Raw genomic sequence first — 25478 nt, 5'->3', positions numbered from 1 at the left:
TTGACTCTATAGTTTTATGTCTAAAGAAATTTTATGCTATTTATATCATAAGCATCATCTTACATTTAATGAAGGCCGGTTACTTTTTACATAATAAATGTATTACGACCTATGAATTGTAATAAAATCATTAGATTGCTTTTCGAATTATAAACCTGCTTTTGCAGGCCTGCCCGGGCGCAAAAGCAAAACAGCTACAACATACCTACTTTAGCATGTATAAAGTTTACCCTGGCTTTCTATGCCTTGTTTTTTTATTGAACGGCTGTTTAACTCCGCTTAAAGCGCAGGTGGCTATCCCCGTGACCGATACTGCAAAGCAGCACGTATTCCGGTACGGCGAAATACAATATTATATAGAGCGTGGCAACCAGTTAAACATCAATCGGGTTAGCGGCCCCGCTTTTAATAACAAGTTCAAACCCAATCTTAATCCTACCCCGCAGCTAAACGATATTAATGCGACCTATTGGTACCGCATTACGCTCGATCAATCTATCGCCACAAAGAACAATTGGATCCTGGAGTTTTTTGATCAAACCATCGATAGTATCACCGTTTATTCGCCGGCTGCTCACAACAGGTATGCGGTAAAGCAACTGGGCAGTAACCGCCCATTCTCTGACCGCGTATACAGCCATAAAAACTTCGGACTTAACCTTGATGACGATCTTAGGCAAAGGAATACATATTACTTTCGCCTGCGCTCCAACCAGTCTGCTAATGTTATTATCGTGCTGCGGTCTGTAAACTGGTTTATAAGCTATGCGCTTGACGAGTATTTCTTCTTCGGGATATTCTACGGTATGATTTTGGTCTTTGGCCTCTATAACTCTATGATGTTCATTGCCATGCGGCAACGGCAATACCTTTATTACATAGCTTATAACCTAAGCATAGGCCTTTATGAAATGTGTACCGACGGTATTGCTTACCAATATTTGTGGCAAATGGCCCCCGCATGGAACCATTATGCTTATGGAATAGCACTATTTTTGGCCAGTATATTCGCCACCCTTTTTGCGCAAAGCCTGCTCAATTTAAAAGAGCGTGCCCCGCACTACAATAAAATCATAACGGGTATACTCCTGGCGCGGTGCCTGTTTTTTATTGCATGCCTGCTTATCAACAAGGCTTGGTTCGAATACAAAATCATAGAATTGATTCCTTTGTCTGCCTCGTATGCGGCAGGGTGGTATGTATTATATAAAGGTTACAGGCCGGCGCGTTTCTTTGTGATCGGCTATAGCTTCCTGTTTTTCGGTTTTGTTATAAAAACGCTTATTGCTTTAAATCTTTGGTGGTTGCCGGTTACCGCTATTAATTTTTACAGCCTTAGCTTTTGTTTCATTATGGAAATGCTGTTCATTACTTTCGCCATTGGCGACCGCTTGCGCCTGCTAAAGCGCGAAAAAGACCAGGCACAGGAGCGCATGATCAGGCAACTGCAAAAGAACGAGGAATTGAAAGACATGCTTAACAGGAGCTTGGAAGAGCAAGTTGCCGTTCGCACAAAAGAGATCCTGGACCAAACATCGGTAATTGCGACACAGAATACGAAACTTACCGAGGTGAATAAGCTACTGCAAGAACAGGCCGGGGAGATCTCCAGGATGAACGTTTTACTGGAAACGGACAATATTTTACTATATAACAATATTGAAAAAATAACATATGATCGGGTTATGCTCACTGAGGTTGGTTTTGAAGAGTTTAGCAAAATTTACCCGGATAGAGATACCTGTTTCAAATTCCTGGCTGAAATCAAATGGGTCAATGGGTACGCCTGCAAAAAATGCCCGAACGATCACTATGGTAACGGGCACCAGCCTTATAGCCGCCGATGTTCTAAATGCGGGTACGAGGAATCGGTTATCGCTTATACTATTCTGCAAAACACCCGTATACCCATCAACAAAGCATTTTATATGATCTTCCTGATGTATTCCACAAAAGGCCAGATCTCCTCGCATAAATTATCTGAGTTACTCGCTATCCGGCAAAGTACCTGCTGGGCGTACAGCACGCGTATTAAAAAGGCGATGGATGGTATGAAAAAAGAACTGCGTAACGCTGGTAGTAAGGGCTGGAGTAAACTTGTTATAGATACATCGGCAGCAGAATAATTACATAAATTAAAGTTTTTGGGATGCGCCGGTTTCTCTGATAGCACGCAACCCGAAAACACTTTCCTTACGAAATTAAAAAATCGCCGCAACTTTATTTATCTAATAGTTAAGTTGGTGTATAATTTACACCTTTTTCGCTATAATTAATTGCGACGAAAGCGTATCAACACTTTTTTTTATTTTTTATCAATAGTGCTTTAAATCATTTAAAGATAGCTATTAATAAAAACCCATTGTGACTCAAGCGTATCAGATAATATTTAATTAACTAATTATCAGCTATTTATAAAAATAAATATTTGTTTATAACGTAGAAATTGCTTTAAATTTGTCTTAACCAATTGTAACGACATCTGCTATCTTACTGAAAAACCTAAAGTTCAAGGCTTCGTCTTTCGAATCACGTATGCTTGCTTTTTAAATATCAGTTAATAGCCCTTTTGCCCGTTAAAACCAAAATATGCAAACCAATTACTCAAACCAAATAACTATTATGAAAATTAATTACAGTTTAAAATTGATCGCGGCGGTGCTGCTCGCCTTTGTACTGCTGAATTACGCATGTAAAAAAGACGTTCGGCCGCCGGCCGCAGATGTCCCCGGCGCAACTGGTACTACGGCCCGCGCTGCCACCGGGCCGGTTAGCGTATTTTTAACCAAAGGGGATAAAAGCGCGCTCTTATCCCAGAGCACAGTTAATTTTGCCGCCGACGCTGGTACAAACGCGAATACCGTTACGGTTGACGAAGGCGTAACTTACCAGGGGATAGACGGCTTCGGCTTTACCCTTACTGGTGGCAGCGCAAGCTTGTTAAACGGCTTAGGCGGCAATAAAGCCGCCGTACTAAACGAGTTATTTGGCACCGGCAGTGGGCAAATAGGCATCAGTTACCTTCGCATAAGTATAGGTGCTTCTGATCTAAGTTCATCCGATTTTACCTATAACCAAACGTCGGGCGATGTAAACATGAATAACTTTAGCCTGGCGCAGGAAAACACCGACTTCCTGCCGATCCTCAAGGCTATCCTGGCCATAAACCCAAACATTAAAATATTGGCTACGCCGTGGACCGCCCCTACCTGGATGAAGGTTAATACTACAGGCAACAATGGTTATACCGGCGGGAGCTTAAACACCGCTTATTATGATGCCTACGCCCGGTATTTTGTAAAATATATCCAGGCCATGAAAGCACAGGGTATCACCATTGATGCCATTACCCCGCAAAACGAACCGCTTAACCCCTACAACAATCCAAGTATGGTTATGCAGGCAAATGAGCAGGTAAATTTCATTAACAATAACCTTGGCCCGCAATTGCGCAACGCGGGGTTAAATACCAAGATCATTGCTTATGACCATAACACAGATGTGCCAAGTTATGCTACTACTGTTGTAGGTAATGCCGGCCAATATGTAGATGGCTCTGCTTTTCACTTATACGCAGGAAATATTGGCACGCTTACAGATGTGCACAATGCTTATCCAAATAAAAATGTGTATTTCACCGAACAATGGGTAGGCGCACCAAGCAACTTTAGCGGCGACCTTGGCTGGCATATCAACACCCTGATCATTGGCGCAACCCGTAACTGGAGCCGCAATGTTTTGGAATGGAATTTAGCCGCCGATCCAAATAACAACCCGCACACCAACGGCGGTTGCAGCACGTGTTTAGGTGGCATTACGGTTAGCGGTACATCTATAACCCGTAATGTGGGCTACTATATTATAGCGCATGCTTCAAAATTTGTTAGGCCGGGCGCAGTGCGTATCAGCTCTAACATCGCGGGGAGCATCCAGAACGTGGCCTTTAAAAATAGTGATGGTTCAAAAGTGCTTATCGCCTCAAACAGCGGTAGCGGCGATGTAAACTTCAAGGTAAAATGGGGCAGCGAATCGTTTAGTTATACTTTAGCTGCGGGTGCAGTTGCAACCTTTATATGGACCGGCTCACCGGGCAGCGGCGGTAGTGGCGGAACCGGTGCACCAATAGGGTCAACCATCACACTAAAAGGTTTTAATAACCAATATGTAAATAGCCAAAACGGCACGCAAGCCATAACTTGCAGCAGCGCTGTTGCTTCTACCTGGGAACAGTTTACCGTAGTTGATGCCGGCGCCGGTAAAATTGCGCTCCGCGCAATGAATAAATATGTGTCCTCAGAAAATGGCACGCAGGCCATAACCTGTAGCCGTACTACCATTGGTGACTGGGAAAAGTTTGATTGGGTGCCTACAACCGATGGCAAAGTTACCTTCAGGGGCAATAACGGCAAATTCATTTCCAGCGAAAACGGCACACAAGCAATGACCTGTACCCGCGCTACTACATCGGGCTGGGAAGCATTTGGCATTAACCAATAAACCAAACACTAAACTATATGAAAAAGCGATTAATGAAAATGCTAAAAGGCGCCGGCCTTGTCCTGGCGGCGGGGATCGTTCTAATATCCTGTAAGAAGGATATCAGCCAATCCGCGGATGTTAAGGCAGGTGCCGAAAATGCTACCACCACGCCAAGGGCTTTAACGCTGGCATGGTCGGACGAATTTAACGGCAGCGGCGTAGACGGCAGCAAATGGAACGTTGACAACGGCAACCCGAACGTAAATAACGAAAAAGAGTATTATTCATCGGCAAACGTTGCCGTAACCGGTGGCAACCTGGTTATAACTGGTAAAAACCAAAGCATGGGCGGGCAGCCGTACACATCAGGTAAAATAACCACCGCAGGTAAGTTTACGGTCAGGTATGGCCGGATAGAGGCGCGTATTAAACTACCCGCTTTTCAGGGGAGCTGGCCTGCATTTTGGATGCTGGGCGCCAATATAGGCCAGGTAAACTGGCCGCAGTGTGGCGAAATTGATATTATGGAGCAAACCAATACCAGCAATACTACACTGGGCACCATGCACTGGAACAATAATGGCCATGTTTATTACGGCGGCAACACCCAGGTCAATAACGTTACAGATTACCACCTGTACGCGGTTGAATGGGACGCCAACAGTATTAAATGGTTTGTAGATGGCACACTGTTTCATACGGGCAGTATCCAAAACAACATCAATAGCACCGAAGAGTTTCAGTTACCCTTCTTCCTGATCCTGAACCTTGCAGTAGGCGGCGACCTGCCCGGGAACACGATCAATAACGGCGCGCTGCCAGCCAACATGCTGGTAGATTATGTGCGTGTGTACAACATAACCGGCGGCACTGGTTCCACAGCGCCAGTTGGCCAAACGGTTACGCTTAAAGGCTTTAACAACCAGTACGTTAATAGCCAGAATGGCACTCAGGCTATGACCTGTACCAGCGCAGCCGCGCAAGCGTGGGAGCAATTTACTATAGTTGATGCGGGCAATGGTAAGGTTGCCTTGCGCGCTATGAATAAATACGTATCATCAGAAAACGGAACACAAGCGATCACCTGTAACCGAACCACCATTGGCGACTGGGAAAAGTTTGACTGGGTGCCCACCGGCGATGGTAAAATAACGCTTAGGGGCAATAACGGCAAGTTCATTTCCAGCGAGAACGGCACCCAGGCCATGACCTGTACAAGAGCTACGGCATCTGGTTGGGAAGCGTTTGGCATTAACCAATAGATCACCTGTTTAAGCCTGCCCTAAAGGGCAGGCTTTTTATTTTTCTGATGAGAAGATCCTTTTTTACCGGCCTGTTTGCAGTCACCTGCATAAGCACTGTGTTTGCGCAAAATATACCCCGAAAAATATCGTTAAGCTTAACTACAGGCTATGCCCAGCAGAACCTAAAGTGGTCTATCGCGGGTAATCTTGCAGGCGAAAGCCCCAATGTTTACTCGGAATTGCAATGGAAAAAAGTTGCCGGAAAAACTTTTACCGCGGCTTTGCAATGGAATTATTGGGGCAAGCTATTGTTAGATGCCCGTTACTCACATGTGTTTGTTCATTCGGGTACGGTTACAGATAATGATTATAACGGCGAGAACCGGACCGATGTGGTCTATAATGAACGCTTCAATGCTGATAAAGGATATTCAAGGGATTGGTCGGCGGCGGCAGGATACCAACTAATCAACAAATCAAGGTTTAATTTGAATGCTTATGCAGGTTACGGCATCAGCACACAGTCATTTTATATTTTGGACCGGACCGGTAACTTCCCTGACCTTAACAGCACCTATAAAGCCAACTGGAAAGGCCCTTTCGGTAGAGCGGAATCAGCATTTGGCATCACCAATAAACTTAAAGTATCCTTAGCTGCTACCTACAACCAGGTAAGCTATAATGCCGCCGCGGATTGGAACCTGATCCAAACCTTTCAGCACCCAGTCAGCTACCGTCACACCGCTAAAGGTTTTGGTATCGACGGTGAGCTTTTTTTGGCATACAGACTTTTTAAAAATATCACTATCCAAGCCGGGGGTAATTACTACACATGGCAAACCGGCAAAGGCATAGATGAACTTTTTTTTAATAGTGGGGAAAGCAATAAAACACAACTAAATAAAGTGGAACGTAATGGTTACCAGATATCAATGGGGATAACATTAACCCTGTAACGATGCAAACCTTAATTTTTGAAGCGAATGAAGGTTTATAAAGGTATTATTGCAAAGGATGTAAACCGCATAGCAAACTATCTTGATGCGTTTATGCTGCAAAATGATATCGACCCAAAAAACATCGATAGCCTCAGTTTTAACGGGTGGTATATCTATAGTTGGTAGTATTCAAAAGTTGCTCCAGAAGCGTTTTCCGCATGTTAACTTAAACCCGGGCGATAACTTTAAAAGCGTAGCAAAGGGTTTGGCTTATAGTGGTTATATTTTTTAACAGACTATTAAACACCAATAAAAACCAGCAGAAATTTATATTTAGCCAGATTTGCTTCTACGGTTACGGTATCGGTAAAGATCTTTTTACGGAGCACTTTTAACGCATTGGCAATATGGTTTTCTACAGTACGCTCGCTCAGGTCAAGCATGTGGGCTATCTCTTTGTACTTTAAGCCATCAAACCGGCTTAGTTTAAATACTTTTTTACACTGCTCGGGCAGCAGATCAATTTCTTTATAGATGGCTACTTTAAGTTCCTGCTCGTAAAATTGCTGGTAAACATCTTGTTCGTCAAAGTCATTACCGATAGTGTTGTGGTGCCTCTCCAGGTCTTTATTTCTTTTCAAATGATTGATAGCATTGTTTATTACCATACGGCCCAGGTAGGCCTTTAATGCAGATGGATTTTCTAATACAGCGGGGTTTTCCCAATATTTAACAAATACGTTTTGTACAATGTCTTCTGCCACAAATATATCGTCGACATATTGCATAGCAAGTAGCGCATATGTTTGAAAATGAGTGCCGTAAAATTTTGTAAAAGTGTTTTGATCAGTTACAATATTCAATTCCGTACGTTATTAAAACATAAAACATCAAATAATTAAAACATTATTTGGACACAGACAATTGATAAACACCCTGTTAAGCTTAACAGTTAATTGCATTTTTTCAGGACAGATGATATTTCAAGATACGAAATTAATTTATGAAATGTTTACTTAAACGACAACAGCGCACGATTTGAATAAAACGGGGCCGGTAATTAGCCGGCCCTGTTTGAATTGTTATTTAATTTAGTGAGCCAGTAAAAGCAAAATCGGGATGTTCAACACTTTTGAACTGCCCTAATGTTTGGCCGGTATTAGCGTCAAAGAAATAGTCTAATATAAAGTGGTCGGCACCTATACGTTGTGTTGTAAGCGGTGCCATCTCATTTACAATAAGCCCTGCATTACCCGTAGGCGGGATTGCGTTAAACTTGTAAACGCCGTCGCCGGTTTTGATGTAAGCGTAAGGGAAATCGGCCAAAAATTTATTGTTGCCCTGGTAAATATCTACAGTAACGGTTAGGCTACTTTCTAACACATTAAATATAAACTGCATCCTATCCAACCTTAAACCGTAAGGGCCTTTTTGTGTTGCCAATGCGGCAGTTGCGCGCCTGGTTACAAAATCTACAGACCAGCCCGCATAATTGGTGGCGTTAGGTACAATAATATTATTATAACTTACCCCAATAAGTAAATGTAAAGGCAAAATAGGTGTTGGCGATGCTTGTATAACAACCTTCTCCCCGCCTACTGTAGTGTAAAGGTTTTTGGCTGCTGCATCCCAGGTTAACTCGGTTATCTTCTTACCCTCGTAAACCACGGGTTGCTTTAACACCACGCCGGTAAGCGTAAATGCAAATGCCGAAGTGCTTTGCGATACCGTATTATCTTTAACCCAGTTCAAGCTCAATACTTTTGAGGTAATGTTAAGCGTGGTTTGGACCTTGATATCGTCGCCAAGTTGCAGGTATAAGTTTTTGTTGGCGGCTGTATAATCAACAATGCTGTTCACCAATATATTTAGTTGCTTGGCTTTGTAGGCATCAGCCTCGGCCGAAGTTGCCTTTACCAATATTAACTGGCTTTTTAACATATTGCCGTGCAACAGGATACTATCGCCTGATAACTTATCGAACGTAAACTCAAAATCTGAATACAAGCCCCACCCCGCTGTCCCACCGTTAACTTCAGGCGCAGGATCTGCAAGGATATGCATGTAGTTGTAAGTGTCGAACAATAACGACGGCGCCAGCACTGCTTTTAAACGGTAGCTGCTTTCCGAGCTTGTTTGGGTAGATGTGCTGTTGATGTCGGCATACATGCTTACCCGGTTGCTGGTGTTAAACGTCATGTAAAAAGAGAAACCACTGCCGCCTGACGGGTAAAGGAACGCTTTCCAGCCGTATGGAGCTCCCGTTAGGGCATCATCGTACGTTTTTAACGCTGTGGCTGTTCGCTCTTCGGGCCTTTCGCCTGCGGCAGGGTCTACGCCTTTTTTGCAGCTTGCAAATAGGGCGATAGTGATAAAACTATATATTAAATATTTTTTCATTTGTAAGTAAGATTAAAGAGGTTAGTTTAAAGCCCCGGTTAAATACGAACTTGGATCGGTTACCTTATAGAACGCGCCCCTCGCCCCCGGCAACCCTTTGGTGCTGTTATCGATACCCGGCGCCCAATCAATTTTAAAATCGTTGCCTTGTATATAACTGTCAACAGCTGTCATAAATGGTTTTATAACACCCATATTACCATAGGTTGTTCCGCTGGTTTGAGGATTAACTAACGTAAACTTCGTAACCCCGGCATTGTCTATCGTGTATTTATAATCGGCATCACCATAGTAAGTTGTAGTACCGGCACTATTGGTGAATGTGTAACGCAGCGTTACAATGTTATTAGCCAGGTAAGTAAAGCTATATTCTTTTAACTTAAAGCCAACAGCGTCCATAGAGGCCTTAGCTGTATTCCATTTGGCCAGGAAATCTGCCGATTGCGGCTCCTCTGAAGGTTTAGCAGTAAAGGTGGAATACAAATTGTTGGGGCCGATAGAGTTTTTAAGGATGACAGGTGCCAGTTGGTCTATCGCATCCTGCACGGTGCTCTGTAACTCATAAAAATCGATGTTCCATGCGGTTTTAAAATACTCTACCACTAACTGTTCTTTTTTACGAAGCTTGGTACGCGGATCATCAGGCAGGGCATCAACGGTAGCATCAAACAAGGGCCTGCCCATTACGATCATGTTACAAACCATCTCGGCAAAATCCTCAATAGGGTTAGAGCGCGAGTATTGGGTGATAAAACCTAACGAGCGTGCTTCTTCCAAACTTGGGATGTTCCAATTGGCGGTATAATCTGCCTTGGTTATCAAAGCAAACTGTGTTTGAAAAGCAAGCTTTTGATTTAGGATGTGCGTAAACTCGTGGTACATCAGGTTAGCCATGCCTTTGATACCGCTGCGGTTGGTTTTAGAGAAGTTGTTTATCACATACAATACTATCTTACGGCCACCATCTGCAGTACCTAATGTTATGGTACCATCACCGTTAAATTGCGGACTACCCACCAAAACAAATTGCTTGGGCGAGTTAACCTTCATAAAATTGGCACCGCCAACTTTTTCGTAAGGCTTTATCCATATATCGCGTACGGTTTCCATGGCGGGAATCACCATTTCTTCTTTTGGCGGGGTCATATCTTTTGAAAGGTCTAATTCAAAAGCATCCCAGCGGTATTTAACCTCGATGTTGTAAGGCACAACATAATTATCGTTCAGCCAGGTATCAACCGCGATATTAGCCGGGTTGTTACGGTCAATAGCATCCAGATTAGCATTTAGCGTGCCCTCCTTTTTACATGATGCCATCGCTACTATCGCGAGCATTAAGATTGATCTGTAAAATATCTTTTTCATTTTCTTGTATTAAGAGTGATTATCTTGGGTTTAACGGGATGCCTGAAAGCGAGACCTCTGATGGGAGCTGGAATAAACGCCTCGGATCTTCAGCCTCTAAAGTGATATAAGTGTTGGTACCGTTAACCGCTTTTATATTATGCGTTACAGGTAACTTAAGCCTTACGATATCTAACCAGCGTAAGCCTTCTTGTATAAATTCTGTCTTTTTAAAATCGAGCACGGTATTTATCAAGCCCTGTTTAATATCGTCGGTATTGTAAAAGAGCGCTACTTTCTCAAGAGTTACCGCATCGGTAGCCGGGTCATAATCCCTTATCCGTACGCTCGCAAAAGTGTTAAGATCTGCAAGGGCCTTGGTGTAATCGCCGGTGTTAATGTAGGCCTCTGCCCTGTTTATAAGCATTTCATCGGTCGTAAATTGTGGCAAAATGGTAAAAGCCAAACCGATGTTGGCGTTGGGGCTCGAACGGATAAATAGTTCCCTGTATTTCAGTATCTTATAGTTTGGCACGCCAACCGAGTAAACCTTAATACCGCTCCAGTTGCTGCCGGTTACATTTGGCTGCTGCAGGGCAACGTTTAAGGTTAAACCCATACCGTACCTGAAACCTGCATAGCTGCGTGCCCATGATGAAGGCGCTTCTGTTAACAAAAGGTTTGGATTTTCTGCTGCCTGGGTAAACATAATCTCTTGCTCACCTGCCGATGCTTCGTAATACTTGGTGTTCCATGGGCGCAGGTTACTTGCATAACTATTGCCCGGGAAAGCCTGCGTGGCATATTGGATAACCTTATCGTACTCGCGTTTGAACAGGTAAAAACGTGCCGCGAAAGCATAAGCCGCGGTTTGGTTAAAGTGGTATTTAACTACCCTGTAAGCGCTGTTTTTAATTAGCGGCAAACCTTCTAAAAGGTCTTTTTCTATAGCCGCGTAAGTTGATGCTACGGTTCCACGGCTGTATTTCTGAAAAACTACTTTCTCGGGAGTAGTTACGTAAGGTATCCCCGGCGAATCGTTAGCCGCTGTAGGGTCGTACACCTTGGCGTATAACGTTACCAGCATAAAGTGTGCATATGCGCGGGCAATTAACGCTTCGCCTTTGTATGGCAGGTAATCTGTTTGATCGGGCGCCTCGTCAATAGCGGCAAGTGCAGCATTCGACGCGGCAATTGCGGCGTAACTTGCATTCCAGAAAAACGTTGGTGTGCCGGTATCCCTGCTTTCTACATCTTTCCACAAGTAAGGGTCCTGGTTGGCAGGGTTTAACTCCCCAACATTTACACCTTTATCCTCGGCATTATCTGATGCTGCTTCGGTAAAGGTTGCAAAATCTGCCTGGGTGTAAGCTGTAGCCAGTATTTCGCTAACCTTTTCAACCGTGTTTAACTTGGTTCGCTGATCAGGTGCCTGCTCCAAAAATTTCTTGCAGGATGTGGCTGATACAGCTGCAAGTGTAAGTATGATAATAAAGTATTTTTTTGTCATGATATGATGCTAATTAAAATCCAACCTTTAGTGATAAAGTGAACTGACGTGGTATAGGTAAAGCAACCCCGCCCGAGCCAAAGAATTCAGGATCTTGCCCGTTTAATGCTTTATCGCTGTAAAGCAATAATACGTTATTGGCCACTACAGTTAAAGATGCGTTATTAAAGCCAAACTTTTTGATCAACTGGGTTGGGATAAAATATCCCATTGATACTTGCTTAAGCCTCACAAAGCCACCATCTGCAACACGTGCCGATGAATAATTGTAATTATTATATGGGTAACCGTCCAACTGACCCACTTCGCGCGGGCTTAAAATAGATGGTACGTTGGTACGGGTCTCATCGCCTGGCATCACCCAACGGTTCAGGAATACCGATGACATAGCATCCAGATCACTGTAACTTGTTTTAAACTGTGGAGACAACCTTACTTTATTACCCGCGCTAAAGGTTACCAACGCTGAGAAGGTAAAGTTTTTATACTTGAACGCGTTATAAAAACCACCGTTTAAGGTTGGATCTATAGGGCCTTCGTACTTAAGGTATTTTGTAACATCACTTTGCATGTAAACGTTGGTACCCAAAGTTCCATTCTCGTTAATAAACAACGGCTTGCCGGTATCATGGTCTAAGCCCTGGAAATCGATAGAAAACAAACCACGTTGCGGATAGCCTTGTTGCGCACCACCATCAGCATTAACCAGGTTAAATATTAACGGTTGGTTTTTAAGGTTAGTGATCTTATTGGTATTATGTGCAAAGTTTAACTGTGTGTTCCACGAAAAATCTTTTTGTTTGATAATTGCAGCCCCAAGGGTTACCTCTATACCTTTCGATTGTAGGTCGGCGTAGTTGGCTACTTTGGTTTCTTCGCCACCGATGCCAGATGTACGGATCAAGCCGATCAGGTCAAACCCCCTCCTTTTGTACCAGTCAACCGTTAAGGTAAGGCGATCTTTAAAAAAGCCAAGGTCTACACCAATATTCAGTTCTTTTTGCTTTTCGAACGTAAGTTCAGAGTTTTCTAAACCTGCAATATATAAAGCGGTTTCCTTCTCTGATGCATACGGGCGGTTAGTATTACGTGCCAACAGGTACAGGCTCGAGTTTGTAGCCGGGCCCATGCTTGCTGTAAGGCCGTAAGTAGCGCGTAGGGTAGCACGGTTAATGATTTTGCTGATGCTTTCTTTCATCATAAAATCTTCGGTGTCCATGTTCCAGGCGCCAGAGATGTTCCAGGTAGGCAACCAGCGTGCAGTACGCGATTCGCCAAGCAGGTTAGAACCATCGTAACGGCCTGTCGCGTTGATGCTATATTTGCCTTTATATGAATAAGCCGTTCGAAGCTGGTAGTTTAAATACCGCTCGTAGTTATAGTTCATGCTGTAATAGTTGAAGTTCGATTCAACATTTTGCTTTACAATGTTTGGGTCGATGAACGGTACACCACCTTGATCATATTGGTAACCGTAGCCGTCAAATGTTTTGTGTTGGCGGTTTATATAACGCAACTCCTGTGCACCATAAATATTTACCAAATGCACGCCATTGAAGGTTTTGTTATACTCGAGCGCGTTCCTGAAATAATAGTTGGTGATATTATCATCTACCGTGTTGTAAAAACCACCGTATGGCAATACCGTTACCGGCAAATCATTCGGGTTATCCGGGTTACGGTAAAGGAAACGGTTGCCACCCATAATGGTAGCATTTTGCTCGGCCAAACCAGCGCGGTAAGCCTGCGCCTGGTTAGAGTTTTCGGTAACTTTATGCTCCTGGTTGGTTTTGGCGAAACGATACGCACCGTCAAAGCTGTATTGCAGATCTTTAATGATCTTGTATTTAACGCCTGCCTGCCCTTTAAAATCAATTTGCGTTAAGCCAAGTGTGTTATTTTGCAGTTCGTTAATGATGTTGAACGGCGCGTAATCCCTTGTAAAATACTCCAGTTTACCGTTACCATCATAAGGGGTTAGTACCCTGCTGGTATTTAAAGAATAGCTGAACGGATTGATGTCGAAATCGCGGTCGTAACTGCCAAAAACAGGGTTGCTGTTCCTGCCAAGTGTACCCGGAGCAACCTGGTCACGAACAGATCCCTGGGTTAATAACTCGAAAGATAGCTTTTCGCTGATCTTGAAAGTACCGCGAAGGTTACCTGTAAAACGCTTTACGTGGTCGCCAATAGTCCACCCGTTATCATTTAAAAAACTGGTTGATGCATAGTACTGCGAATTTTCGGTACCCGATGTTACACTTAGTGAATGCTCCATCATCAGCGAATTTTTAAACAATACATCAAACCAATCGGTATTGGCATTTGCGTAACGTTGTAAAAAAGCTTTCTGGCTTGGTACGTTGTTGGTTAGCGCGTATTTTTGCGTAGCCGGGTCGTACTTGTACATTTCATTGAACATTTTGGTAAATACGCCACCGGTAGGGTTATTGGCAACCGACGAATGATTTAACCAGCCCTTGTTCTGCATTTCCAGGTAAACATTCATCTGGTCGGCAGAGTTCAGGATATCATAATTACTGTAAGATGGTTTCAGGTAGCTGGAGAAGTTACCTGTGTACGATACAATTGGCTTACCATCAGTTTTTCTACCTTTTTTAGTCGTTACTACTACCACACCGTTCATGGCCCTTGCGCCGTATTGCGCGGTGGCGGCAGCATCCTTCAGGATGGTAAAGCTCTCGATATCGTCGGCATTTAAACCAGCTACCGATGAGCCGATCAATGTATTGGCATCACCTGTTGATAATTGCTCATTAGATATGTTCACCACATCTTCTAACACCACACCATCAACCACCCACAAAGGTTTGTTATCGCCGTTGATAGAAGTAGCCCCACGTACGCGGATCTTTGGCGCGGCACCAAATGTACCTGAAACATTTCGTACCGATACACCCGCTACGCGGCCTTCAAGCATTCTGCTTACATCGGTAATACCCTCGCGTTTTACATCGCCGCCTTTTAAGCTGGCTGCAGCGCCGGTAAATAGTTTCCTATCCAGTTTTTGATAACCGGTAGATACTATATTTACATCTTCAAGTTGCATATTATCTTCAACCAGCAAAATATCAACAAATAGATTTGCCGCGGTAACCTTATGCTCTTGTGGTTTATATCCCACCATAGTAATGGTTAAAACTGCATCATTTTTTACCCGAATGCTAAACTCGCCGTTATTGTTGGTAGAAACCACGTTTTTAGTACCTTTTTCAGATACGGTTGCACCCGGCAATGTTTCGATGCCTTTTCCTGCCCTGGCCGATACCTTTCCCCTTACAATAACATAATCGTCCGGAATAGATGACACCGATTTTTTTTTAAGGATTACTTTGTCGCCAACAATGGTGTAGTTAATACCGGCTGTAGCAGGCAACTGCCTTAACGCATCATTAATACTGGACGAACGCGGATTGTAAGAGATAAATGCCCCCTTATTAATTTCTGCAGCATCGTACACAAAGCTAACATGGTACTTGCCCTCAAGGGTTTTGAGATAGGGTTCGAGTTTTCCATTCGATGGCTGCGAAACCTGTGCCGCGCTGCTGTTACCGCTAACTGCCGAAAAAAGCAATAGCCCGGGAAGCAGTAAGTTACGAGCCGTAAAAGCTTTCTTTTTGTAAAAGTTTTCTTTCATAGAGTCAGTAGTAAGTAGATATAGTTTAGTTAAAGTTGTTTTATTTTGCTTTTCTTATCACCAGTTTACCCGGCAGGCGATTAATAACAATAGGATAAGTTTGTACCAGTACGCCGGTAATTTCTTCCAACTTGCTGTTGTCAAATTTCGCGTTAAGCTTGCCCAGGGCGCTAAGGTTTGTATCAAGGTCGATCTCTACCTTATATTGGTCTGCTAATTTTTTGAACACTTTGGCAAGTGGCTCATCTACAAAGATCAGTTCGCCGGTTAACCACGAATCGCTGTTTTGGTTAACGCTGTCAAAAAATTGCAGACTACCATTATGTTTGTTAAACTCCGCCCCTTTGCCGGCTACCAAAACCGTTTTTTGTACATCTTTCACAAAAAACATTACCTTCCCGGTCTTGACATCAATGTTAACCATGTCTTTAGTGTCGTGAATATTGAAGGATGTACCCAAAACCTTTACTGTTACACTATCCATTTGGATCAGGAATGGCTTAGCCGGATTCTTGGCTATCTTAAAAAACGCGTTACCTGATACAAAAGAGATCTGCCTGGTGTTACCCTTAAATTCTTCGGGATATTTTACGGTGGTATAGGCATCCATATAAACTTTAGACCCATCTGCCAGTAATACCGAATCTTTTGCGCCCTGCGTGGTTTTGGTTAGATAATTTACAGTGTTGTAACTGCTGTAAAACAAGTAAGCAGCAAATGAAACCAACAGAGCAGCTGCAACACCGGCAGCCCAGCCCCAAAGGGCTGATCTGCGTATCGGAGTTATTGTTGGTTCAGGTTCGTATTCTTCGTGATTAGTTAATTCAAGAGCGAGCCTGCTAACAGCTGCCGCTACATCTATTTGCTCCAGCACACGGGTGCCCGGGGTAAGGTTCCAAACTTTTAAAAGCTCGTTGTACGCTTTATCGTTGTCAGGTGATTCAGACCGCCATACATCAATTTCATGGCCCAATTGTTCATCAGCCGGTTCATTTAAATGGCGGGTAATTCTTAATAAATCAGAATCTTTCAGTTGCATATATCGCGGTTTTCGACATTAGACAATTAACCGGTATGCTTACCCCTAAAGAAATTTCAATTAATTTAATTTTTGCCCGTAAAAAAAGCCTTACAGAAACAGATGGGCACAGTTGACTGGCTGTATATTCTTTTTTACCCGTACTTTCGGATATTGATCCAGTAGTGTTTGCCTAAACAATACACAAAACAATACTATCACTATGAAACTAAACGTAAAGGCCAAAGCTTTAATAATGGGCATAAGCTGCATTGCTGCGCTGTCATCATTTAACGAAAAGCCTAAACCAAAGGTCAAACCCAAAATAGTAAACATTGTAAACTTCATTCGCCTGTTAGAGCCACGAGACCCGCTGGTGACCGAGGACGTGTTGTACCAAACCGTGGTAAAGCAAGTGCAGATCATGAACAAGTACAAACTGCGCGGAACCTTTTTGTTACAATATGATGCGCTGATGGATACACGTTATCAAAAATTACTTAAAAGCCTTGCTCCCGGTTCTTTCGAAATTGGCGCCTGGTGGGAGATCCCGCAACCAATGGTAGAAAAAGCGGGTCTAAAATGGCGCGGCCGCTACCCCTGGGACTGGCACGCCAACATCGGCTTCTCTACAGGTTACACACCCCAAGAAAGAGAAAAACTGGCCGACGTTTACATGGAAGATTTTAAACAGATCTTTGGTTACTATCCAAAATCTGTTGGCTCGTGGTTTATTGATGAGCATACGTTAAATTACCTTTACCAAAAATATCACATTGTTGCATCCAGTAACTGTAAGGACCAGTATGGCACCGATGGGTACACTCTTTGGGGCGGTTACTGGAACCAAGCCTATTACCCAAGCAAGTTAAACTCATACATGCCGGCCCAAAACGCCGAGAACCAAATCCCTGTACCTATTTTCAGGATGCTGGGCAGCGACCCGGTGAGGCAATATGATACCGGCTTTGGCACAACCTGGCAGGGCGTTATAACCCTTGAACCCGTGTACCCCAAAGCAGGCGGAAGCAAGGAATGGGTTGATTGGTTTTTTAAAGAAATGGTAGAGGGCGAATCGATGGAATTTGCATATACGCAGGCCGGGCAGGAAAATTCGTTTACGTGGGATGCCATGTTTAAAGGATTTGAGATACAAATGCCTTTGATAGCAAAGCTGAGGGATGAGAAGAAAGTTAAAGTTGAAACACTTTTAGAATCGGGCACCTGGTTCCGTAAAAAGTATAAAACTACCCCGGCAACATCCATAACGGTTAATAATGACCTTGGCACCAGCGATCGTAAAACCGTTTGGTTTAACAGCAGGTTTTACCGCGCCAATTTGCTTTGGGAAAAGGGCACGTTGCTTTTTAGGGATATCCATTTATTTGATGAAAAACTACCATCGGCTTATCTTACCAAAAAGGTAGAAACCAATGTGTGTTCGTTTTATACCCTACCGTTTGTTGATGGCTACTTATGGAGCACACCTGATGATATTGCAGGGCTGCGGTTTAAAACTATCGAGAACGGCAAAGAGGTTTTGCTAACAGGCGGCAACCCAAAGATTACCAACCCCCAACCTGGCAAGCTTCATATTGCCTGGCCGTTAAAATCTGGTAACGGGATGTTGGTAATGGATCTGGATGAGCGTAAACTAACCATAACGGTAAATGGTAAGGATGCTACCAATTAGTTTTTAGATCTGAACGTAGCCCCAAAAGCCTAACTGCCGTTCACCACAATTGAAAGTAAAAGCATCAACAGCAAATTCCAGGGGTTAGCATACAAGGTAGCCACCCCCGACGCCAAATTTTCTAAACCCGATAACGGCAAGATCTTTCGCATCAAACCCGGTAAAAACAAAATGACTCTCGTTTTTGCAGGTAAGTAAATTATGCAATCAGAATTAAACAAGAAACGCCTTTAGGTAAAATCTAAAGGCGTTTCTTGTTTAATTAAGATCATTTAACTCAAATTCCATTCCGGGCGTTCAAAATGGCAAGTGTAGCCATATGGGTTTTTCTGCAGGTACTCCTGGTGTTCTGCTTCTGCGTTCCAAAAATCGCTTGCGGGTACCACCTCGGTTATAATTTTACCCGGCCATTTGCCCGATGCTTCCATTTCGGCAATTAAAGCGTTTGCGGTTTCGCGTTGGGCCTCATCCAAATAAAAAATAGCGGACCGGTACGATGCCCCTATATCATTCCCCTGCCTGTTGCGGGTAGTTGGGTCGTGGATCTGGAAAAAGTACTCCAGCAGTTTACGATAAGATGTTTCTGCAGGGTCAAAAGTAACTTCTATACCTTCGGCATGTGTGCCGTGGTTACGATATGTGGCGTTAGGTACATCGCCGCCTGTATAACCCACTATAGTTGAAATAACTCCCGGTTGGTGCCTTATTAATTCCTCAACCCCCCAAAAGCATCCGCCAGCCAAAATGGCTTTTTCAATATTCATATATTATAGTTTAAATAGCATATCAGGGGCATATCCCCTGTTACATCAATTATAAACAGAAGCGGTGTAAAGCGCAAATTGTTTTTAAATGTTGACCGCAGCATGGCATTTATTTTTACTTTTGATGCATGACAGATGAGGAACTGATGGCATATTTTGAGCACGCCAAATTACCCGAAACCTTACGTGTAGACCGCGCTACCACACAGCATAACGTAGCACAGGCCGTAAAAAACAATATGGATCTAATGGCCGACTTAAGTAACCATCGTTGCAGGCACCGTTTGCACAGAATAGCCGCAGCATTTGAGAAACCCTACGACGGACCAGAGATACCTAGATTTTAAAAGGCTTTTTAATACATCCAAAGTCATTATAACCCGTCACCAATGTGCATGCAAAACTCAAGGCGTATTAATCCATGATAGCGGGGTATTTACTTATTTTATAAGGCGATATATTTACTTCGCAGGTGCTTCTATACGCACCGTTTCCATATTGCCGCTCTCGAACGTTAGGTTAACGGACCTGCGCCCGTTTGGGCGGGTGCGGTGTATTACGTTTTTGGGGATAGTAAATATCTGATTTGTTGACAGTTCGACCGTTTTATCTTCCAAATCAATAAATATCGAACCCTCTATAACCAGAAAGGTTTCGTCTGAATTTGGATGGAGATGCCAGAAGTAAGCTTCGGTCATCACACTCATTCTCACCACATGGCTGTTCACCAACGCAACCGGGATATTCTTGTAAACATCAGTATTGGCGTGTTGCGCGATATCAATTATAGTGAGGTGTTGAGTTTCCATGGTTTTAGGTGTTGCAAACTCTAAAGGTCGACAAAAACTGACAATTAAATAAAACCAAAGAATAATTATGGATTAGCTTATTCCTCCAGCATCCTGTGCTGCAAAATACCAACTACGTAAGGCGATACAATTTTGATAGTATGCTCTACGTTCAACGGGATCTCCAGGAAACTACCGCCGTGCAGGTGAAATGTTTCATCACCAACAGTACACACACATTCGCCTTTCAAAATAAAAAAACTTTCTATTAGATCGCCGTGGATCTCTTCGGGAACATCACATTTTGTCACCACTAATACTTGGGACAATTGTGGAACGTTAGTTAAAACCTCAGCAAAAACATCCTGGTCGGGATTTTCGGGGATAAGATGTTTCAAGGCCTCTAACCATTGCAGGTGATTAGCTTCGCTGTTGGTTAGCGGTAGATTGTTAATGTCCAATGGCTCATAAAAACCAAGGGTAGACAGCAACCTGCTTTTAGCATTCTCAGACGGCGCAATAGCGGTAAGGGTTGCCAGTTTTTCTATAGCGAGCTCAATAGCGGTTAGCTCAGATTTAATTTCAGGATATAGTAAGCTTAAGCGATCAACGTCTCGTTGTTGTTCATTGTTAAGTAAACCAAGGATGTACTCCTCGAGGATGCCGCTTTCTATATATTGTTTTATATCCATTAGTTAACCGGGCACGTCAAATAAAATTGACGTTAAACAAATGTAAGTATTTGGTTATTAGCATTGTTATTCAATGTTAGCCGTTTTAAGAGTAAATTATTCTAATTAGTTGTATAGGACTACATAGGTTATAAATGTAGTGGTTCTGGATTACCCTTTAGCAAACCTCCCTCTTACCCATTTTAAACCTGTATATACATAACACCCCACACAAAACCCACTGAACGACTCCAGGAAGGCAAAAATGCAGAGCAGCGCGGCAATAGGCAGCAACAAAACTGTCCATTCTGCGATAGCCCCAGTAAGCATTATCGATACAAAAAAGAAACCCATGCCTGCCGCGAAGCGCTTGGGGCCACGGTCGGTAGGTTTGTAGGGAATCTTGAAACGGACTACCAACCTATCGGCCAGCCATCCCAGCGGACTATACTTTTGCTTATTAAAAGTGCGGGTAAAAAAATCGAACACCAGCAGCATTATGATGAAATTATAACCTGTGAACAAAAAGAACACGGCAAGAATAAGTACCAACAAGGCAATCATTCTAATTTTATTCTCGTTCACTTTAATATGGTCTACCGGGCATTGCAGGTCGTTGCTCATTCAAATTAATTAGTAGCTATTAAACGTAGCGCAAAGCTAAAGATATGTAGTTGCAATGTTAAATAATGTAAAATTAATGTGTCGTTTGTGTAACGCGTTTATTAGTTACTATATTTATCACATAATGCATGTATGTTGGTATGTGTTATAATAAAAGCATATTGTTGTTGCTGATAGGATTCCTCCCGCCTAAACGCGTTACCTTATCAATCACAATATTAAAAATGAAGAGCCCTACACTAAACTTTTTATTTAAGCCGATACTTTTAGTACTGCTCATAAGCAGCAGCTTTACAATAGCCCGTGCCCAAATGTCGGCATCTATGCCTTACCGTGCACCAAGGCCCGATACCACCAACCAACCCCTGCCATTTAGCGAAGGAAAAGAAACTACCGCTTTCACTCCCGCCACCGCCGCCAACATTTTTGATGACGATGATGATAATAAACTGCAAAAAACAATATCGCTAAACCTGAACAAATCACAGGAGCGCAAGCAGTTAATGAGTTACTTAAAACAACTGGAGTTAGGCAACACCGTAGCCGAGAACGAAAAGAACAATAAAGCCCTATATCGTTTTGCCAACCTTTTTGCACGGTTAAAACTGTACCCACTGGCTATGAAATGTTTTTTCAAAACAATTGACAAGGCTAATAAAAAAGCCCGCAAAAGCGAAGCTAATTTAGCCGAAGACGACGACGATCTTAATATAGAAGAACTGCCCATCAATGCCAAAGATGATTCGTTACTTAACCGGCAAAACGAGATTTTAAAAAGATCCAAAAGCAAATTTACAAATTACAAAAAGATAGCAGGTACTTTTAATGACGGTAAAGCTACTGTTGCGTACGCCTTGCTTTTCCACGTGAAGCAACCGGTATCTGGCAAGCCGCAGGTATTTAAATTCAGCAATACAGGCCATACTTTTATTACGCTGATTAAATATAACGCTGATTCTACCTACGTAACCTGTTCATTCGGTTTTTATCCAAAAAAAGAAAAGATCCTGTTCGCCACTCCGTGGGATCCATCTGCCGAAGGGCAACTGAAAGACGATGCCAGCCACCAGTGGGACGAGGTAGTGGGCAAGTTTATTTCTAAAAAGAGTTTTGAACGCATCCTTAACCTTACCAAAAAATACGGCGACCTGGATTATCATCTTAGCAATAATAACTGTACTGATTTTTGCTTGCAAGCCGCTTCAATGGCCGGTTTAAACATCACCAACACTAAAGGTAAATGGCCTTTAGGTTATGGTGCTAATCCCGCTACAACTGGTCAAAGTATTTTAAACGGTGGCTATAACAATACCGATAAACAACCGGATACCAACATATTCAAGAGTTTGAATATCGACTCTCCTGTTAAATAATTACCTGCCTGCAGCCCAAAAAATAGCGTTGCTAAACAACCTGGTGTAAGCCGGGTTATCAAACAAGTAGGGTGAATGCCCCATAAAAATATAAACGTTTCGTGCTTTATAATGCGGGTTTGTCCACACTACCGGATGGTCGCCCATGGTAACTTTGGTTTGTTTGGGCCGATAGCTTTTTTCATCAACACCGGCCAGCACATGCACATTTGGCCGTGGGCTTTTATCGTAAGTGTACCACTCCTCCTGTTTAACGATGAACGATGCCGGCACACCCCTCATCACCGGATGCTGCTTATCCTCCACATTTACCTTACCGCTTGCAAATGTGGCTATATAATCCTTCCACTTTATGCCGCCCATAAATCGCGAGAACCAATCCCACATAGGGTAACCGTCAAACTCGCCCAGCAAAGTGGCGTGATGAAAACCTATCCAGCCTCCCCTGCCCTCGTTGATGTATTTTTCGAACGCAGCGGATGCCGCCGGTTTCCAGGCATAGGGGGTATAATCAAGCTGAATGAAAAGTTCGTATTTGGTTAAAAAAGCCTCGTTGATCTCGTCGGTGTTTTGGATATAATCTATCGTAAAACCTTTTTTGGTTGCCAATTGGTTTAGCCAAATCTTGGCGCGTTTAGAATATTCCACATGATGGCCGCCATTCTCATAAAGCGCAAGCACCTTAAAGGGCTTAACCTTTTGAGCAACGGTAGTGAAGCCAATGCAAATAATCCACAAAAGCAGCAAAATCTTTTTCATCTCCGAAATTTAGAATATTCCGAGGAACTTTTTACGCTTCTTCTTCTTAACAGGATAAGGTTTTACAGTTATAGAATCTGTTGAGGCAGCAAGTATTGCCTTGCTTGCGGTAGCTCTTTTCGCTGCATTTAGCTTGCGGTTGTAAGCCCTCATCACGCTATCGTGAGCATATGGCCTCAATATCATCGGCGGTTTTAAATAATCTGTAGGGCTTATATAAACTGTTTTAACATTATCTGTAGCGGACCTATTAAAAAACGAATATACTGAAAACGCTAAAAGTATTAATGATACGGTTACAATGCCTGCAAGCGCTTTCTTAGGCAAAAACACCAGTTCGTTGTTACGCTCGTAAACACCTTTGGCATCATTAAAATGCGCTCCGGTTTCGTTGGCGTAATGTTTTAAGGAAATCAGTTGCCCTTCTTTTTTAGCTTCGTCCTGCTGGTATTGTGCTACCATCATCTCCAACCGCTCGTTCTCTACCTGGATAGCGGCGGTGCTTAACTTACCATCTGCAGATAGGCTGCCATTAATAATGGCATCATGCAGTTCCATCCCATTTTTAAAACGGGCATCGGGTGATTTTTGCAGGCATTTATCTATTACATTCAACAGCCATTGGGGTACTTGAAGTTCCTGGGTTTGCTTTAGGGTAGTCCATGCATTCGTCATGCTTTTTTTCCGGGCATCCCGCAGGTCTGGCACGGGGGCTTCCATGTGGGCAAGCATAATGGCATTACGGCCGGTTTCGCCATTGCCTGTAAGCGGGAACGGCACCTGGCCTGTCAATAATTCGTACAGGATGATACCGTAGCTATAAACATCCGTTTGCAATAGCATAGCGCCATCATGCTGCTCGGGTGCCATAAATTCAATAGCCCCGGCATGGCGGATGCTGCTCCGGCGCTCTTCCTCGCTCATAATGGCGAGGCCAAAATCAAGCAGTACGTAATTACCGGTGTGGACGTTATATTTTACGTTATTGCTTTTAATATCGCCATGCTTTACGCCCACCTTATGGCAATGCGCCAAAGCCCCAGCCAACTGGTCGGCCACGCGGATGGCCTCTTTTAGCATGAAAATTTTCTCATGTGGGGGCTGCAGTAGTTCAATAAGGTCTGGCCCCTCAATGTACTCCATCTCAATATATGGCAACGAGCCGCTTTCGGTAATGCCCGAGCTTAATATCTTTACGACGTTGGGGTTGGGTTCTTCGTTTACCTTTTGCAGTTTGGCAACCTCGTTACTAAAGTTGCGGAAGTTTTTATCATCCTCGCTTTCCGAGTGGATAGGTGTGGGCAACAGCTTAACAGCGGTAAGCACAGGCCCCATGCGCCGGCCTTTATATACCGAGCCCTGCCCGCCTGTGCGTAGCGCGCCCAGGTTTTCTAAGCCTTCTGTTATGGTAAAAACTTTACTCATTTGCTCCCGGTTGATAACTAAACTCTAACACTGCCGATTCGCCCAGGATGATCTGGTCGCCCTCCTGTAATTGGTGGCCGATATGGGTAGAGGTAAGTTTGATGATCTCCTCACTTTTTTCCGAGCGGATCTTGATCTTATTTCGTGGAGGCACACCGCCTTCATCAGCAAAAAGCATAAACCTGCCCGCATCATTATTCCATTCTATCCGGGCGTGCTGGCGGCTAACATATTTATTGCCATCGCTCTGGCTTTCACTGGGGAACGCAATATGGTTGGTGCGGAAAAAACCGTCATCGCCCTGCGCTTTTTTATCTCTGCCAATATGCATCTTCTCCCCCCCGGATGTTAATTGATATTCCTTCTGCTCTGTTTCGCCACTTAATGGACGGATATAAGCTATAGCGCTTTGCTTAATAAAATTTTTACTTGTTTTGATAAAGAACGCTGCATCCAGTTTGTTCGACTTTATTGCCTCAGGCGGAAAATCTTCTGTAAACACCACTTCCATCAACCAGCTCTGGGGCAGGTTAACCGCGTAATCATCGGCAATACGCTGTACTTCATCCTTAAATAATTCAGGTTGTTCTGCGTAAACAGCAGCCTCGTACATCGGGATATCAGATGCGGGGGCATTCACATAAAGGTTCAAGCCTTTTATATTGCCACCCTCGCCGCCTTCGGCCTTTTGCAATTCCTGTTTAATAAATTGCAGCAACTCGTAACGGATGCTCTTTACATCTGCCGGCCTGTCGGCTTTATCACTCTTGAACAAATTAAACATAATGCT

21 protein-coding genes are annotated in these 25478 nt (G+C 43.4%); 8 read left to right on the top strand and 13 right to left on the bottom strand.

Annotation, left to right across the window (positions count from 1 at the left end; all coding sequences use genetic code 11):
- Positions 1–215: 215 nt before the first annotated feature.
- The 5 genes from ABIB39_RS10915 (at position 216) to ABIB39_RS10895 (ending at position 6847) form a co-directional block, all read left to right on the top strand.
- Entirely contained in the window at positions 216–2126 is a 1911-nt protein-coding gene (locus tag ABIB39_RS10915) for a 7TM diverse intracellular signaling domain-containing protein (protein ID WP_354429868.1), read from the top strand.
- 496 nt (positions 2127–2622) lie between these two features.
- Positions 2623–4497 (top strand): glycoside hydrolase family 30 beta sandwich domain-containing protein, encoded by a 1875-nt coding sequence (locus tag ABIB39_RS10910; RefSeq protein WP_354429866.1) that lies wholly within the window; start codon positions 2623–2625, stop codon positions 4495–4497.
- A gap of 17 nt (positions 4498–4514) precedes the next feature.
- Positions 4515–5741 (top strand): family 16 glycosylhydrolase, encoded by a 1227-nt coding sequence (locus ABIB39_RS10905; RefSeq protein WP_354429864.1) that lies wholly within the window; start codon positions 4515–4517, stop codon positions 5739–5741.
- 47 nt (positions 5742–5788) lie between these two features.
- Positions 5789–6679: a hypothetical protein gene (locus ABIB39_RS10900; RefSeq protein WP_354429862.1), complete on the top strand. Its 891-nt coding sequence runs from the start codon at positions 5789–5791 to the stop codon at positions 6677–6679.
- A gap of 27 nt (positions 6680–6706) precedes the next feature.
- Entirely contained in the window at positions 6707–6847 is a 141-nt protein-coding gene (locus ABIB39_RS10895) for a hypothetical protein (protein WP_354429860.1), read from the top strand.
- A gap of 113 nt (positions 6848–6960) precedes the next feature.
- Here the strand turns inward: ABIB39_RS10895 and ABIB39_RS10890 are convergent, their stop codons facing one another.
- The 6 genes from ABIB39_RS10890 to ABIB39_RS10865 all read right to left on the bottom strand — a co-directional run bounded on the left by ABIB39_RS10890 (position 6961) and on the right by ABIB39_RS10865 (position 16612).
- Positions 6961–7524 carry an RNA polymerase sigma-70 factor gene (locus ABIB39_RS10890; RefSeq protein ID WP_354429858.1) on the bottom strand — a complete coding sequence of 188 codons (564 nt, stop codon included), beginning with the start codon at positions 7522–7524 and terminating at the stop codon, positions 6961–6963.
- A gap of 223 nt (positions 7525–7747) precedes the next feature.
- Positions 7748–9061 (bottom strand): DUF4302 domain-containing protein, encoded by a 1314-nt coding sequence (locus ABIB39_RS10885; protein WP_354429856.1) that lies wholly within the window; start codon positions 9059–9061, stop codon positions 7748–7750.
- Between the two features lie 21 nt (positions 9062–9082).
- On the bottom strand, positions 9083–10426 hold the full coding sequence (locus ABIB39_RS10880; protein ID WP_354429854.1) for a zinc-binding metallopeptidase: 1344 nt from the start codon (positions 10424–10426) through the stop codon (positions 9083–9085).
- A gap of 19 nt (positions 10427–10445) precedes the next feature.
- Positions 10446–11915, bottom strand: a complete 1470-nt coding sequence (locus ABIB39_RS10875) for a RagB/SusD family nutrient uptake outer membrane protein (protein WP_354429852.1) — start codon at positions 11913–11915, stop codon at positions 10446–10448.
- Positions 11916–11928: 13 nt separating this feature from the next.
- Positions 11929–15573: a SusC/RagA family TonB-linked outer membrane protein gene (locus tag ABIB39_RS10870; RefSeq protein WP_354429850.1), complete on the bottom strand. Its 3645-nt coding sequence runs from the start codon at positions 15571–15573 to the stop codon at positions 11929–11931.
- 40 nt (positions 15574–15613) lie between these two features.
- Positions 15614–16612, bottom strand: coding sequence for a FecR family protein (locus ABIB39_RS10865; RefSeq protein WP_354429848.1), 999 nt, complete (start codon positions 16610–16612; stop codon positions 15614–15616).
- Between the two features lie 202 nt (positions 16613–16814).
- Here ABIB39_RS10865 and ABIB39_RS10860 point away from each other — a divergent pair, with 202 nt between their 5' ends.
- On the top strand, positions 16815–18284 hold the full coding sequence (locus ABIB39_RS10860; protein ID WP_354429846.1) for a DUF3863 domain-containing protein: 1470 nt from the start codon (positions 16815–16817) through the stop codon (positions 18282–18284).
- A gap of 272 nt (positions 18285–18556) precedes the next feature.
- Here ABIB39_RS10860 and msrA read toward each other — a convergent pair whose 3' ends face one another.
- Complete coding sequence (gene msrA, locus ABIB39_RS10855; RefSeq protein ID WP_354429844.1) at positions 18557–19048, bottom strand: peptide-methionine (S)-S-oxide reductase MsrA; 492 nt, start codon at positions 19046–19048, stop codon at positions 18557–18559.
- Between the two features lie 128 nt (positions 19049–19176).
- On the opposite strand from msrA, the gene ABIB39_RS10850 reads away from it, so the two are divergent.
- Positions 19177–19395, top strand: a complete 219-nt coding sequence (locus tag ABIB39_RS10850) for a DUF6965 family protein (protein WP_354429842.1) — start codon at positions 19177–19179, stop codon at positions 19393–19395.
- 114 nt (positions 19396–19509) lie between these two features.
- On the opposite strand, the gene ABIB39_RS10845 is transcribed toward ABIB39_RS10850, so the two are convergent.
- The 3 genes from ABIB39_RS10845 to ABIB39_RS10835 all read right to left on the bottom strand — a co-directional run bounded on the left by ABIB39_RS10845 (position 19510) and on the right by ABIB39_RS10835 (position 21131).
- Entirely contained in the window at positions 19510–19857 is a 348-nt protein-coding gene (locus tag ABIB39_RS10845; protein ID WP_354429841.1) for a cupin domain-containing protein, read from the bottom strand.
- Positions 19858–19934: 77 nt separating this feature from the next.
- A complete protein-coding gene (locus ABIB39_RS10840) occupies positions 19935–20528 on the bottom strand; it encodes a cupin domain-containing protein (protein WP_354429840.1) in 594 nt (197 codons plus the stop codon).
- Positions 20529–20678: 150 nt separating this feature from the next.
- Entirely contained in the window at positions 20679–21131 is a 453-nt protein-coding gene (locus ABIB39_RS10835; RefSeq protein WP_354429838.1) for a DUF4395 domain-containing protein, read from the bottom strand.
- Positions 21132–21355: 224 nt separating this feature from the next.
- Here ABIB39_RS10835 and ABIB39_RS10830 point away from each other — a divergent pair, with 224 nt between their 5' ends.
- Positions 21356–22504: a hypothetical protein gene (locus ABIB39_RS10830; protein WP_354429837.1), complete on the top strand. Its 1149-nt coding sequence runs from the start codon at positions 21356–21358 to the stop codon at positions 22502–22504.
- On the opposite strand, the gene ABIB39_RS10825 is transcribed toward ABIB39_RS10830, so the two are convergent.
- The 3 genes from ABIB39_RS10825 to ABIB39_RS10815 are packed head-to-tail and all read right to left on the bottom strand — an operon-like array spanning position 22505 to position 25472.
- Positions 22505–23263: a ThuA domain-containing protein gene (locus tag ABIB39_RS10825; protein WP_354429835.1), complete on the bottom strand. Its 759-nt coding sequence runs from the start codon at positions 23261–23263 to the stop codon at positions 22505–22507.
- 9 nt (positions 23264–23272) lie between these two features.
- Positions 23273–24688, bottom strand: a complete 1416-nt coding sequence (locus ABIB39_RS10820; protein WP_354429833.1) for a serine/threonine protein kinase — start codon at positions 24686–24688, stop codon at positions 23273–23275.
- Positions 24681–25472 carry an FHA domain-containing protein gene (locus tag ABIB39_RS10815; RefSeq protein WP_354429831.1) on the bottom strand — a complete coding sequence of 264 codons (792 nt, stop codon included), beginning with the start codon at positions 25470–25472 and terminating at the stop codon, positions 24681–24683. The genes ABIB39_RS10820 and ABIB39_RS10815 overlap by 8 nt, the downstream gene beginning before the upstream one ends.
- Positions 25473–25478: the final 6 nt, after the last annotated feature.

It is taken from the genome of Mucilaginibacter sp. UYP27 (assembly GCF_040547175.1).
Classification (GTDB): domain Bacteria; phylum Bacteroidota; class Bacteroidia; order Sphingobacteriales; family Sphingobacteriaceae; genus Mucilaginibacter.
This window is presented reverse-complemented; position numbering and strand designations above follow the sequence as displayed.